This is a genomic window from Microbacterium endophyticum, assembly GCF_011047135.1.
GTDB classification, from domain to species: domain Bacteria; phylum Actinomycetota; class Actinomycetes; order Actinomycetales; family Microbacteriaceae; genus Microbacterium; species Microbacterium endophyticum.
Genome location: NZ_CP049255.1, coordinates 162,246 through 175,180 on the forward strand (window position 1 = coordinate 162,246; position 12,935 = coordinate 175,180).

The 12,935-nt window shown below is 59.6% G+C and carries 12 protein-coding genes; 1 reads left to right on the forward strand and 11 read right to left on the reverse strand.

All coding sequences use genetic code 11. The features are described 5' to 3' along the window. The first annotated feature begins 1 nt into the window (after position 1). Positions 2–781, forward strand: coding sequence for a 6-phosphogluconolactonase (pgl, locus tag G6N83_RS00815; protein WP_165138363.1), 780 nt, complete (start codon positions 2–4; stop codon positions 779–781). A gap of 74 nt (positions 782–855) precedes the next feature. On the opposite strand, the gene G6N83_RS00820 is transcribed toward pgl, so the two are convergent. The 11 genes from G6N83_RS00820 to G6N83_RS00870 all read right to left on the reverse strand — a co-directional run bounded on the left by G6N83_RS00820 (position 856) and on the right by G6N83_RS00870 (position 12,710). After that, positions 856–1,215: an RNA polymerase-binding protein RbpA gene (locus G6N83_RS00820; protein ID WP_165138365.1), complete on the reverse strand. Its 360-nt coding sequence runs from the start codon at positions 1,213–1,215 to the stop codon at positions 856–858. Positions 1,216–1,217: 2 nt separating this feature from the next. After that, positions 1,218–1,466 carry a preprotein translocase subunit SecG gene (gene secG, locus G6N83_RS00825; RefSeq protein WP_165138367.1) on the reverse strand — a complete coding sequence of 83 codons (249 nt, stop codon included), beginning with the start codon at positions 1,464–1,466 and terminating at the stop codon, positions 1,218–1,220. A 110-nt stretch (positions 1,467–1,576) separates the two neighbouring features. Next, on the reverse strand, positions 1,577–2,365 hold the full coding sequence (tpiA, locus tag G6N83_RS00830; protein WP_165138369.1) for a triose-phosphate isomerase: 789 nt from the start codon (positions 2,363–2,365) through the stop codon (positions 1,577–1,579). Beyond that, positions 2,356–3,570, reverse strand: coding sequence for a phosphoglycerate kinase (locus G6N83_RS00835; RefSeq protein WP_165138371.1), 1,215 nt, complete (start codon positions 3,568–3,570; stop codon positions 2,356–2,358). Before G6N83_RS00835 ends, tpiA begins: the two co-directional genes overlap by 10 nt. Before the next feature lie 9 nt (positions 3,571–3,579). After that, positions 3,580–4,590: a type I glyceraldehyde-3-phosphate dehydrogenase gene (gene gap, locus G6N83_RS00840; protein WP_165138373.1), complete on the reverse strand. Its 1,011-nt coding sequence runs from the start codon at positions 4,588–4,590 to the stop codon at positions 3,580–3,582. A gap of 149 nt (positions 4,591–4,739) precedes the next feature. Further along, entirely contained in the window at positions 4,740–5,366 is a 627-nt protein-coding gene (locus G6N83_RS00845) for a superoxide dismutase (RefSeq protein ID WP_165138375.1), read from the reverse strand. Positions 5,367–5,494: 128 nt separating this feature from the next. Continuing rightward, positions 5,495–6,463: a DNA-binding protein WhiA gene (gene whiA / locus G6N83_RS00850; protein ID WP_165138377.1), complete on the reverse strand. Its 969-nt coding sequence runs from the start codon at positions 6,461–6,463 to the stop codon at positions 5,495–5,497. 41 nt (positions 6,464–6,504) lie between these two features. Beyond that, the gene (gene rapZ, locus G6N83_RS00855) at positions 6,505–7,383 is read right to left on the reverse strand and encodes an RNase adapter RapZ (RefSeq protein WP_165138379.1); all 879 of its coding nucleotides are present in this window, start codon (positions 7,381–7,383) and stop codon (positions 6,505–6,507) included. Between the two features lie 49 nt (positions 7,384–7,432). Further along, positions 7,433–9,337 carry an excinuclease ABC subunit UvrC gene (gene uvrC / locus G6N83_RS00860; protein WP_165143001.1) on the reverse strand — a complete coding sequence of 635 codons (1,905 nt, stop codon included), beginning with the start codon at positions 9,335–9,337 and terminating at the stop codon, positions 7,433–7,435. Beyond that, complete coding sequence (gene uvrA / locus G6N83_RS00865; protein WP_165138381.1) at positions 9,334–12,231, reverse strand: excinuclease ABC subunit UvrA; 2,898 nt, start codon at positions 12,229–12,231, stop codon at positions 9,334–9,336. Before uvrA ends, uvrC begins: the two co-directional genes overlap by 4 nt. A gap of 50 nt (positions 12,232–12,281) precedes the next feature. Further along, the gene (locus tag G6N83_RS00870) at positions 12,282–12,710 is read right to left on the reverse strand and encodes a MarR family winged helix-turn-helix transcriptional regulator (RefSeq protein ID WP_165138383.1); all 429 of its coding nucleotides are present in this window, start codon (positions 12,708–12,710) and stop codon (positions 12,282–12,284) included. Positions 12,711–12,935 lie beyond the last annotated feature (225 nt).

The window sequence follows — 12,935 nt, forward strand, 5'->3', positions numbered from 1 at the left end:
CATGACAAGTACTGTCAGCGAGAAACGCGTCATCATTAGCCCCGATGCCGCGCACCTTGCGGCAATGGTCTCAAAGAAGTTCCTCAATCGCGTTGTGCGTCGTATCGAGGGTGATCGGCTTGCGCACATTGTGCTGACGGGTGGCTCGATGGGTGGAGCTGTCTTGGCAGCCGCTGCGAACAATCCGCTCTCCCAGCAAATCGACTGGTCCAAGGTTCACTTCTGGTGGGGCGACGAGAGGTTTGTGTCCTCAACTGATGCTGACCGCAATGATGTTCAAGCACGTGCCGCTTTTCTCGACGCGATCGACATCCCCGCGTCCAATATCCACGCGGTAGCGTCGACGGATTCCGGGGAGGATATCGACGCGGCAGCTGCAGCGTATGCCGAGGAGCTCGCGCAGTTCGCAACGGCAGAGCACGCTTGGCCAGCCTTCGATATCTGCTTTTTGGGCGTTGGACCAGATGCGCACATCGCGTCTCTCTTCCCAGATCGGGCCGAAATTCAGGTGACTGATCGCGCGACTGTCGCGGTTCGCGACTCCCCGAAGCCGCCACCAAACCGCGTCAGCTTGACTAGACCTGTGATCAATTCAGCAAAACGCGTGTGGCTCGTGATGTCTGGGCCAGATAAGGCGGCAGCACTCGGTCTCGCTTTAGCCGGTGCTAGTTACGAGAGCGTTCCTGCAGCCGGCGCCAAGGGCCGCCGTCGCACGGCATTCTTCGTCGACGAAGCAGCGGCCTCGCAGGTACCGCCCGAACTCATCGACGGAGAATATTAGTTCGACTGTTGTACCGAAGAGAAGAGCGGATACCTCATGGCATCCGCTCTTCTCTTTTACACAGTTAGTACTGGTCAGCTCGGCTGCCCGCGACGTTCGCGAAGCTGTTGCAATGCATCGCCGAGAAGCGTCTCTGCTTCTTCATCGCTGCGACGCTCTTTGACGTATGCCAAGTGTGTCTTGTATGGCTCGTTCCGTGAGAGTGCTGGTGGATTCGCACGATCGCGCCCAGCGGGGAGCCCGGAGTGTGGGGAATCAATCGTTTCTGGAATCTCTTCTTCTGCAATACCGGCAGCAAAATGTCGCACGGTCTCGTTACCGAGCGCGTCCCAGTACGAGATTGAGACGCGATCCGCCTGAAAACCGCGATCTTGCTCGCCCATCGGGCCCGCCCCGACCCGCGTGCCACGAATAGCGTTTCCCCCAGTTGCCATGGTTAGATCCCTTGAAACTTGGTGATGAGGCCGAGGGCCACGATGGAGGTGAACCACGCGAGCGCGAGGATCACAGTGAAGCGATTGAGGTTACGCTCGGCGAGGCCGGATGACCCCAACGCTGAGCTCATACCCCCGCCGAACATGTCGGAGAGACCCCCACCGCGCCCCTTGTGGAGCAGGATGAGAAGGGTCAGCAAGAGGCTCGTGATGCCTAGAAGCACCTGGAGGACGAACTCGAGGATCTGCACAGTCTTTTCGGCCTTTCAGTACGCACCCGTCGAAGCGCACGGTTTTCAAGTATACGGGTAGACGTGTCGCGATCTGTGACCAGATTTCTCCGGTCACAGATCGCTCGACGTCAAACTCCGACGTGCTTCTGGAATCGGATAATTGCTGCGAACTCGTCGGCGACCAAACTCGCGCCTCCGACGAGCGCGCCATCAACGTCAGGTTCACGCATGAAGCTCGCGATGTTGTTGGACTTTACAGACCCGCCGTAGAGCACACGCGTGCGCTCCGCTGCTTCGGTGCCAAGCTTGTCGGCCACGACCGCGCGCAGTGTCGCGCACACTTCCTGAGCTTGTTCAGGCGTCGCAGCTTGACCTGAGCCAATGGCCCACACCGGCTCGTATGCCACCACGATGTCGGCCGCTGCCGGTACGTTCTCCAACGCAGCCTGCAACTGACCGACCGGGACGGCGCTCGCACCGAACTTCTCGAGATCTTCGGCCGTCTCTCCCACGCAAATGACGGGAACGACGCCATGACGCAGTGCGGCTTGCACCTTGCTGGCTACAACCTCATCGTTATCGTTGTGATACTCGCGTCGCTCAGAATGCCCGATGATCACGTACTCGCAATCGAGCTTCGCAAGAAATGCTCCCGAGACTTCACCGGTGTACGCACCGGAATCGTGTGAGGAAACGTCCTGCGCGCCGAGTGCGAATGGAATCTTGTCGGCATCTACCAGCGTCTGCACTGTGCGCAGATCGGTAAACGGAGGAAAGACCGCAACCTCGACTGTGTCAGATTCGTGCTTCGCGTCTTTGAGAGCCCAGTGCAACTTCTGCACGAGAGCGACCGCCTGAAGATGATCGAGGTTCATCTTCCAGTTACCCGCAATAAGCGGCTTTCTGCTTACGACCATCCGAGTACTTCCAATCCGGGGAGTTTCTTGCCCTCGAGGAATTCGAGGCTTGCACCGCCTCCGGTAGAGATGTGGCCGAATGCCGCATCTTCGAAGCCGAGCTGGCGTACCGCTGCTGCCGAGTCGCCGCCACCGACGACGCTGAGGCCGTCTACTTCGGTGAGCGCCCCAGCGACCGTCTTTGTTCCGGCCGCGAAGGCTTCCATCTCGAACACGCCCATCGGACCATTCCAGAACACGGTCTTTGACCGGCGGATGACGTCTGCAAACAGCTCAGCCGTGCGCGGTCCGATATCCAGGCCGAGTCCCGATGCGCCGAACGGCGTTGCCTCAAGCGCGTCCGCGTCCGCAACGACATGGTCTGCGTCAGCCGCAAACGATGCCGCCACAACGGCGTCCACGGGAAGGACAATCTCCACGCCGCGTGCTTTCGCGTCAGCAATGTAGCCGCGAACCGTTTCGAGTTGGTCTTTCTCCAGCAAGCTGGCACCCACGGAGTGTCCCTGAGCGGCGAGGAACGTGAACATCATGCCGCCACCAACGAGGATCGTGTTGACTCGCGGAAGAAGATGCTCGATCACTCCGAGCTTGTCGCTAACCTTCGATCCTCCCAGCACGACCGCGTACGGACGCTCGGGGTTCTCGGTTAGGCGATCGAGGACCTCGACCTCTTTTTCGATCAAGAAGCCGGCAGCCGACGGCAGGATCTCTGCGAGCTCGAAGACGCTCGCTTGCTTTCGATGAACGACACCGAAACCATCCGAAACGAGAGCGTCGCCAAGTCCAGCGAGCTGCCGGGCGAAAGCGCGTCGCTCGTCTGCATCCTTCGAGGTCTCGCCGGGGTTGAACCGCAGATTCTCGATGACGGTGACGTCTCCGTCTTCGAGAGCTGCGACAGCCTCAGCCGCGGACTCGCCTACGGTGTCCCGCGCAAAAGCAATTGGCTTCCCCAGCAGCTCGGAGAGGCGCTGCGCCACGGGTTCGAGACTGTATTTCGGATTTGGCTCACCGTCGGGGCGTCCGAGGTGTGAGCAAACAATCAAACGAGCGCCCTGATCGATCAGGGCGTTGAGAGTGGGAAGCGTCGCCCGTACGCGACCATCGTCCGTGATGACCCCGTCCCGCAAGGGGACGTTGAGGTCAGCACGGACGATGATCCGCTTACCAGCGAGCGAACCCAACGAGTCGAGGGTACGCAGTGACATGATCGAGTCTCAGAGACGCTCTGCGACGTACTCGGTCAGGTCAACGAGGCGGTTGGAGTAACCCCACTCGTTGTCGTACCAAGCTGACACCTTGACCAAGTTGCCGCTGACGTTGGTCAGCTCCGAGTCGAAGATCGAGGAGTGAGCGTTGAGCTGAATGTCACTCGAGACGATCGGGTCCTCGGTGTACTCGAGGTAGCCCTTGAGGCTGCCATCTGCAGCTGCAGCTTTGTACGCAGCGTTGATCTGCTCAACAGTCAATCCCTCGGTGGGCGTCACGATAGTGAGGTCGACGATCGAGCCGGTGGGAACGGGCACGCGGTATGAAGAACCGCTCAGCTTGCCGTTGAGCTCAGGCAACACCAGACCAATCGCCTTCGCGGCGCCGGTCGAAGCGGGAACGATGTTGATCGCCGCTCCGCGTGCGCGACGCAAGTCGCTGTGCGGGCCATCCTGCAGGTTCTGGTCTGCAGTGTAAGCGTGCGCGGTCATCATGAAGCCGCGCTCGATACCGAAGTTGTCGTTGAAGACCTTCGCGAGAGGTGCAAGGCAGTTCGTCGTGCACGATGCGTTGGAGATGATGACGTCGGTTTCGGGGTTGTAGTCGCCCTCGTTGACGCCCATCACGATGGTGGCGTCATTGCCCGTAGCGGGGGCCGAGATCAGAACCTTCTTCGCGCCACCAGCAATGTGCTTCTTGGCGTCTTCCGCCTTCGTGAAGCGGCCAGTCGACTCGATGACGATGTCAACGCCCAACTCACCCCAGGGGAGGTTCGCGGGGTCGCGCTCTGCGAACACCTTGATGGTTTTTCCGCCCACAGTGATCGATTCGCCGTCGTACGAAACATCCTCTGAGAGGGGTCCGCCAACGGAGTCGTACTTCAACAGGTGAGCGAGAGTCTTGTTGTCGGTGAGGTCATTCACCGCCACGATTTCGATGTCCGCGCCCTGCGCAAGTGCTGCGCGCAGGTAGTTGCGTCCGATACGGCCGAAGCCGTTGATGCCAATCTTGACAGACACGGTGTCTCCCGGTTTCTCTTAGCGCTTTAGCGCCTTCGTTCCCCGGGTGGACGACCCGGAGATGGGGGGTCGTGCGGGTGCGACAACTCCCCGTAAGAAGGTAGCCTCGGAGCCTCGGTGAGCGAGGTCTCCGAGGCATCCTTACCTAATTACGACACTACCAGCAGACCCGCTGCCTTCTCGCGAGCTGTGACAAAACGCTCTTGGACGTTCGCCCAGTTGGCGATGTTCCAGAACGCCTTCACGTAGTCAGCACGGACGTTCTTGTAGTCGAGGTAGTACGCGTGCTCCCATACATCGAGCAGCAACACGGGAACGGTGCCGGCAGCGAACTGTGCCTGCTGGTCGAAGAACTGCTGGATGATGAGGTTCTCGCCGATGGAGTCCCAGAACAGGCCAGCCCAACCGGAACCCTGCACTCCGAGTGCAGCAGCGGTGAAGTGAGCCCGGAACTTGTCGAACGAACCGAAGTTGTCATCGATCGCGGCCTCGAGTTCGCCGGTCGGCTTGTCTCCGCCGTTCGGCGAGAGGTTCGTCCAGAAGATCGAGTGGTTCGTGTGTCCACCGAGGTTGAACGCGAGATCCTTCTCGAGCTTGTTGACGTTTGCGAAGTTCTCGGTGCTACGGGCTTCCGCGAGCTGCTCGAGGGCGGTGTTAGCGCCAGTCACGTAAGCCTGGTGGTGCTTGCTGTGGTGAAGCTCCATGATCGTCGCGCTGATGCTGGGCTCGAGCGCAGAGTAGTCGTAGGGGAGTTCGGGCAGCGTATATGTCGCCATTATCTCTTCTTCCTGTCGGCGCCGCTCAAGGAGATCCTCGCGCGGCGAGGGGGACGCAATCATCCTACCCAGCACCAACGACAGACGCGGGGGGCTTGATTCCCGGAAAACCCGGGTATAGCGAACTTTCAGTCTTCGGCTCCCACAGGAACTGCTGACTCAGTCCCAGGGATGCCGTCGATTTCAGCTTTCTTATCAGCCATCGCCAGCAGACGACGAATGCGTCCCGCGACGGCATCTTTCGTAAGCGGCGGATCCGCGTGGTGGCCGAGCTCGTCGAGGCTCGCGTCACGATGCGCGAGTCGTAGGTCGCCAGCTTCACGGAGATGATCAGGTACCGTATCGGCAAGAATTTCTAGTGCGCGCTCGACGCGGGCGCACGCAGCCACCGCCGCCTGCGCAGACCGACGAAGGTTGGCATCGTCGAAATTGACAAGCCGATTCACACCCGCGCGCACTTCACGGCGCTGCCGAAGCTGGTCCCACTCCTCGGCTGCCAATCGCGCGCCCATTTCATGGAGAGTCTGACGAATGGCTTCACCCTCTCGCACCACAACGCGAGGCACGCCGCGCACTTCCCGAGCTTTCGATGGAACTCCTATGCGGTGCGCAGCACCAACCAGAGCCATGGCCGCTTCCGGAGCAGGGCACGAGATTTCGAGGGCGGCGGAGCGTCCCGGGTCACTCAGACTTCCGGCCGCAAGAAATGCGCCGCGCCAAATTGCGGCCAAGTCCGCCGGAGCACCGGTTGTGAGCTTGTTGGGTAGCCCCCGCACCGGCCGTCTGCGCTGATCGAGGAGGCCTGTCTGTCGAGCAAGCGTCTCTCCCCCATCGATGACACGCACTGCGAAATGGCCAGCCCCCGAGGACTGGACCGCAGCGAGCTGCGGTCGAACGCCGTATATCTCGACAAGATCCCGTGCAACCCGCCGCGCGAGCAGATCAGAGTCAAGCTCAGCCTCAACAGCGACACGGCCGGCGATCGAGTGGAGTCCTCCAGAAAATCTCAGGATCGTCGTCAGCTCTGCGACACGCGCGCTCGGGCGGGGATCACGCAGCCGCAGCAGTTCTGCCTTTACGTCGGCGGTCAGGGGCACGGCTCTCCTCGGGGTCTTACGATTCTCAATGACGTTCCAGCCTACTCGCGACCGAGGTCGCGATGTTTGACTCGGATGGCCACACCGGGAGTATCGCCAAGAACACGGGCGAGTTCACGGGCGATCGCAACAGACCGGTGCTTACCGCCGGTGCACCCGACCGCAACAACCGAATGACGCTTGTTCTCACGCTGATAACCGGCAAGGACTGGGGTCAACGCGGCTGAGTACGCATCGAGAAACGTCCGTGCGCCGTCACGCGAGAGTACGAAATCACGCACCTCTGTGTCTTCACCGGTGAGGTTTCGCAGCTCTTCGACCCAGTATGGATTTGGGAGAAATCTCATGTCAGCGACAATGTCGGCGTCTGGCGGTAACCCATACTTGAACCCGAAGCTCATGATCGTCAGAGTGTGTCGGGCGGAGCCTTGGGCGCTGAAGAGGTCGTACACATGCGACGCCAGCTCGTGCACGTTATACGTCGAGGTGTCGATAACAATGTCCGCGTTTTCACGGATCACTGCCAGCCGCTCGCGTTCCCGACGAATCCCATCGCTGATCGTGCCGTCTCCCTGCAGCGGATGCGGACGACGAACAGCTTCGAACCGACGCACGAGAACATCGTCGGCCGCGTCCAAGAACACAGTGCGCGTCTGGCGCCCATCCCGAAGCGAACGGATTTCGCGAGGAAGTTCAGTAAAAAGTCCTCGCCCTCGAACATCGACGATCGCAGCGACCCGAGGGAGCACCCCTCCGGCGCGCTCCGTAATGTCGAGCAACGGAGTAAGCATTTGCGGAGGCAAATTGTCGACGACGTACCAGTCAAGATCTTCCAGCGCGTTCGCGACCGTCGATCTTCCCGCCCCCGACATTCCTGTCACAACGAGCACTTCGCCGGCCTGCTGAGGACCATCGGCCATCTCACTACCTCCTCGCAAGCGAACCGAAACAGCGTTCGGTGCGTCCAGCCTACTGATCGGCTAGGTGTTGCCGAACCGAGGCGGCAAGTTTTGGCCCGATACCCGGTAGCTCGGTGATCTGCTCGACGGTGGCACCGCGAAGCGCAGACACCGAGCCGAAATGACGCAACAATGCTCGTATTCTCGCTGCTCCGAGCCCGGGCACATCTGAAAGCACAGTCGTAATGTCGCGCTTACGACGCTTGCGCTGGTGCGTGATGGCAAAGCGGTGGGCTTCGTCGCGAAGTCTTTGCAGCAGGTAGAGCGACTCGGAAGCCCGCGGCAAGATGACGGGATAGTCCTCTCCAGGCAACCACACCTCTTCCAGACGCTTCGCGATCCCGCAGAGCGCTATTTCGGAATGGCCCGAATCCGCGAGCGCGCGCGCCGCGGCAGCAACCTGCGGCGCACCGCCGTCCACGACGAGAAGCTGCGGACGATAGGCGAAACGAGGTCGAGATACTGGTGGAATCGCGACGCCTTCGACATCGGTCGTGGGGTCTGCCGCGACAGCTTCGGGCTCATCACGGCCGTCGAGGTGCGCAAGGCGACGCATCAACACCTGGTAAATCGAATCGGTATCGTCGGTTGTCTCCGGGATCGAAAATGATCGATATTGATCTTTTCGGGGAAGACCATCTTCGAATACCACCATCGAAGCGACCACATTCGTTCCAGAGAGGTGTGAGACATCGAAGCATTCGATACGAAGTGGCGCCTCTTCCAGCTCGAGTGCCGACTGCAAATCAGTGAGCGCCTGCGTTCGTGCCACGTAGTCGCTCGTTCGTCGTGTCTTGTAGAGCATGAGCGCTTGCCGCGCATTGAGCTCGGCGGTCTTCATCAGCTCGGCCTTGTGCCCGCGCTGCGCAACCTGAATTGACACGTTCTTGCCGCGTTTTACTCGAAGCCACTGGGTGAGTTCGTCGACATCGTCCGGCAGCGACGGCACGATGACCTGCTTCGGAATATCGGATGCCTGCGCGTCGCCGTAGGTACGCTGGATAATCTGATCAACCAAATCAGCACCCGAAATGTCGATCTCTTTCTCAATCGTCACTGCTTGCACTCCCCGCACACGACCACCGCGAACCACGAAGTGCTGCACTGCCGCAGCGAGTTCATCCTCCGCGATCCCGAAGAGGTCCGCTTCGGTCTCGTCAGGCAATACGAGCGCGCTTCGTGACAGCACAGCATCAATGGCTTGCAGCTTGTCTCGATACGATGCCGCCGCCTCGTAATCCATTGCGGCAGATGCCTCCCGCATCCGAGCCGTTAACTCTTTTGCGAAGCGCTGATCGCTGCCCGACATGAACGCGACGAAATCATTGACGATAGCGCGATGCTCATCGATCGTCACTCTCATCGAACAGGGGCCGCCGCATCGTCCAATTTGACCGGGAAAACACGGTCGACCGGTAGCCATCGCCTTTTTATACGACGAGTCTGAGCAGGTACGAATAGGGAACACCTTGATCATCAGATCGATGGTGTCGTGAACCGCCCAGATCTTCGGATACGGCCCGAAATACTTGGCCCCTTTGATCTTGTGATTTCGCGTGACGATGACTCGCGGAGCCTCATCTGCGAGCGTGATCGCCATGAATGGGTAGGACTTGTCGTCCTTGTATCTGACATTGAATTGCGGTGAGTACTCCTGAATCCACATGTACTCCAGCTGGAGAGCTTCGACGTCGCTCCCCACCACTGTCCACTCGACAGACGAGGCCGTCGTCACCATGCGTCGTGTACGTTCGTGCAGCGTCCGTAGCGGGGCGAAGTAGTTTGACAGCCTTGCTCTCAAGTTTTTCGCCTTGCCGACGTAGAGCACCCGACCCTCGGCGTCGCGAAAACGATAGACACCAGGGTCGGTGGGGATCTCGCCCTGCTTCGGCTTATACGGAAGCTGAGACACTATCCCGCCTTGCGTTGTGCCTGGGCGTCGAGCACCTCCGCGAGGAAGGCTCCGGTGTAACTCGACTTCTCTTTTGCAACCGCCTCTGGCGTTCCGGTGGCGACGATAGTGCCGCCACCGGAGCCGCCTTCTGGCCCGAGGTCGATAACCCAGTCCGCAGACTTGATGACATCGAGGTTGTGCTCGATGACGACGACAGTATTTCCCTTATCGACAAGACTGTTCAGCACACTGAGAAGGAGAGAAACATCCTCAAAGTGGAGCCCTGTCGTCGGCTCGTCAAGTACATAGATCGAACGCCCGTTGCTGCGACGCTGAAGCTCGGTTGCAAGCTTCACTCGTTGGGCTTCGCCGCCGGACAGGGTCGTAGCTGACTGTCCGAGCCGCACGTATCCCAGGCCAACATCGACGAGTGTCTTCATATAGCGGTGGATCGCTTGGATTGGTTCGAAGAAATCTGCTGCCTCTGCGATCGGCATCTCGAGGACCTCTGCGATGTTCTTGCCCTTGTAATGCACCGAGAGAGTGTCGCGGTTGTACCGCTTGCCACCGCACACCTCGCAGTCGACGTACACATCAGGCAAGAAGTTCATCTCGATTTTGATCGTTCCGTCACCCGAACATGCTTCGCAACGGCCACCTTTGACGTTGAAGCTGAACCGGCCCGCCTGATAGCCGCGTGCTTTCGCCTCCGGAGTATCACTGAAAAGGTTGCGGATGCGATCGAAGACGCCGGTATAGGTTGCGGGGTTTGATCGTGGCGTGCGGCCAATTGGCGCCTGATCAACGTGAACGACCTTGTCGAGGTTATCCAAGCCCGTGACACGAGTGTGTTTTCCCGGGACGCGACGTGCACCGTTGAGCCGAGAGGCCAACACTTCATAGAGGATGCCGTTGACCAGCGACGACTTACCCGAACCACTGACGCCGGTCACTGCCGTCAACACGCCGAGTGGGAAGTTGGCGGTCACATTCTGCAGGTTGTTCGCGCGAGCACCAACCACAGAGATCTGACGCTTCTTGTCGATTGGTCGCCGTTTAGCTGGCACGTCGATCTGCCGGCGTCCGGACAAGTAGTCGGCAGTCAAAGAGCGAGATTCGGCAAGCAGCTGCGTATAGGGCCCCGAGTGCACGACGTTTCCGCCGTCCACGCCGGCGCGGGGGCCGATGTCGACGACCCAATCCGCCGCCTGAATTGTCTCCTCGTCATGCTCTACGACAATGAGTGTGTTTCCCAGGTTCTTGAGCGCCAAGAGGGTGTCGATCAAGCGACGGTTATCGCGCTGGTGGAGTCCGATGGATGGCTCATCCAAAACATAGAGCACACCGGTGAGCCCCGAGCCGATCTGGGTGGCGAGACGGATTCGCTGAGCTTCGCCTCCTGACAGCGAGCCCGCGGCTCGCGACAGGCTCAGATAAGTGAGCCCCACTTGAATGAGGAAGTCGAGTCGCGCACGGATTTCACGCAATACAGCTGCCGCAATCTTCACTTCGCGATCTGTGAGCTGGAGCTGGGCGAAGAACACCTGAGCATCAGCCAAGCTCAAACTCGCCGCATCCGCGATGGAATGATCGTTGACCATGACGGCGAGCACTTCTGGCTTCAGACGTGCGCCATCGCAGACGCCGCACGGAATCTCGCGAAGGTACTCCCCCCAACGTTGGCGCGCACCGTCTGATTCAGCCTGCTGATACTGCCGTTCAATGTAGGGCGCAACACCCTCGAAACCAGAGGTGTATCGCATTTCTCGACCGAAGCGGTTCTTCCACTTCACCGAGACTTTGAAGTCGTTTCCATGAAGTACGGCGTCTTTTACTTCTTGCGGGAGCGATTTCCATGGGGTGTCGAGTGAGAATTCAAGATCGGCCGAAAGTCCTTCGAGTAGCCGCTCGTAGTACTGAAACAGCCCCTTGCCTTGAGTGGTCCAAGGGATCACAACACCCTCGTTGATCGAGAGATCTTCGTCGCCGAGCATCAGCTCGATATCGACCGACATGCGGGTTCCGAGGCCGGAACACGTGGGGCACGCGCCGAAGGGAGCGTTGAATGAGAAGGTGCGCGGTTCGATCTCCGTGAGTTGCAAAGGATGACCGTTCGGACAGGCCAGCTTTTCGCTGAAGTTCTGCCACGCGTCATCTCCCTCTTCATCAACGAAATTCACTTGAAGGGTGCCACCCGCAAGACCGAGCGCTGTTTCGACCGAGTCAGTGACGCGGCTGAGGATTTCAGGACCCGCAACAAGCCGATCGACTACGACAGCGATGTCGTGTTTGTAGCTCTTTTTCAGGGTCGGCGGCTCGGCCAATTGAACCAAATCGCCGTCGACGACCGCGCGCGCGTAACCCTTCGCGGAGAGTTCCTTGAAAAGGTCAACGAACTCCCCCTTCTTCTGCGACACGATGGGCGCAACGACCTGGTAGCGCGTGCCCTCGGCGAGCTCCATGAGCTGATCCGCGATTTGCTGCACGGTTTGCCGCTGAATGATTTCGCCACACTCTGGACAGTGCGGTACTCCGATGCGTGCCCACAAAAGTCGCATGTAGTCGTAGATCTCGGTGATCGTACCGACGGTGGAACGCGGGTTGCGGTTCGTAGACTTCTGGTCGATCGACACAGCAGGACTGAGGCCCTCGATGAAGTCGACGTCGGGACGATCTACCTGGCCGAGGAACTGACGTGCATAAGCACTCAGAGATTCGACGTAACGACGCTGACCCTCAGCGAAGATCGTGTCGAACGCCAGGCTCGATTTTCCCGACCCGGAGAGTCCGGTGAAAACGACGAGAGAATCTCGCGGAATATCAAGGTCGACGTTCTTAAGATTGTGGACGCGAGCACCACGAACACTGAGGGTTCCAGTGTTGTGGCCGAGGTCAGAAACAGGCACGATGGGCACCCAATAAGTCTAGGCTGACCCTCCGACATTGGCTCCGCAGAGGGGATTCCTCACGGTTCTTTGCGCGCCGCGAAGGGCGCGAGCCCATCTCTTAGCTGAGCAAGAGCCGCCTCGTCGACGCCAACTCGACGCATGATCTCGGCCGGTATCCCAAGCGCGGCGGCCCGCAAACTGACGCCCGCCGGTGTGAGCGCGATGTCCAACACTCGCTCATCAGTTGCGCGACGTCTACGGGTGACCCTCCCCTGAACTTCGAGCCGCTTGATAAGCGGTGAAAGTGTCGCCGGCTCCATTGCGAGATCACTAGCAATGTCGTTAAGCGATCGCGGCGAACGTTCCCACAGTGTGAGCATTACGAGGTACTGCGGGTGGGTGAGCCCGAGCGGCTCAAGCACCGGACGATATATCGACACGATGTTTCGAGCAGCGGTCACGAGTGCGAAGCACACCTGGTTTTCAAGACGAAGCTCGTCTGACATTCGTCACCCTTCCGACATTAGTTAGTACACTAATAATTATGGCAGATAGCAATGGCTCATCGGGAAAGCAGTCGCTCCGCACCAGGGTGCGTGCGGCAGGCGGATGGTATTCGTGGATCAACGCCTCACTCATCAAGGCGGCCGGTCCGGCCTCAGTGGGCCCATATGAGACTTCTCCGGAACCTGCGCGTACAGCGCGGCCGTGCCCATTATGCGGCGCACCGA

What these genes read in the sequence shown, in the direction of transcription:
- G6N83_RS00835 (WP_165138371.1), bottom strand. Translation starts at nt 3,570, where the DNA reads ATGTCACTGCGTACCCTCGACTCGTTGGGTTCGCTCGCTGGTAAGCGG.
- G6N83_RS00845 (WP_165138375.1), bottom strand. Translation starts at nt 5,366, where the DNA reads ATGGCGACATATACGCTGCCCGAACTCCCCTACGACTACTCTGCGCTC.
- pgl (WP_165138363.1), top strand. Translation starts at nt 2, where the DNA reads ATGACAAGTACTGTCAGCGAGAAACGCGTCATCATTAGCCCCGATGCC.
- rapZ (WP_165138379.1), bottom strand. Translation starts at nt 7,383, where the DNA reads ATGGCCGATGGTCCTCAGCAGGCCGGCGAAGTGCTCGTTGTGACAGGA.
- G6N83_RS00870 (WP_165138383.1), bottom strand. Translation starts at nt 12,710, where the DNA reads ATGTCAGACGAGCTTCGTCTTGAAAACCAGGTGTGCTTCGCACTCGTG.
- G6N83_RS00820 (WP_165138365.1), bottom strand. Translation starts at nt 1,215, where the DNA reads ATGGCAACTGGGGGAAACGCTATTCGTGGCACGCGGGTCGGGGCGGGC.
- tpiA (WP_165138369.1), bottom strand. Translation starts at nt 2,365, where the DNA reads ATGGTCGTAAGCAGAAAGCCGCTTATTGCGGGTAACTGGAAGATGAAC.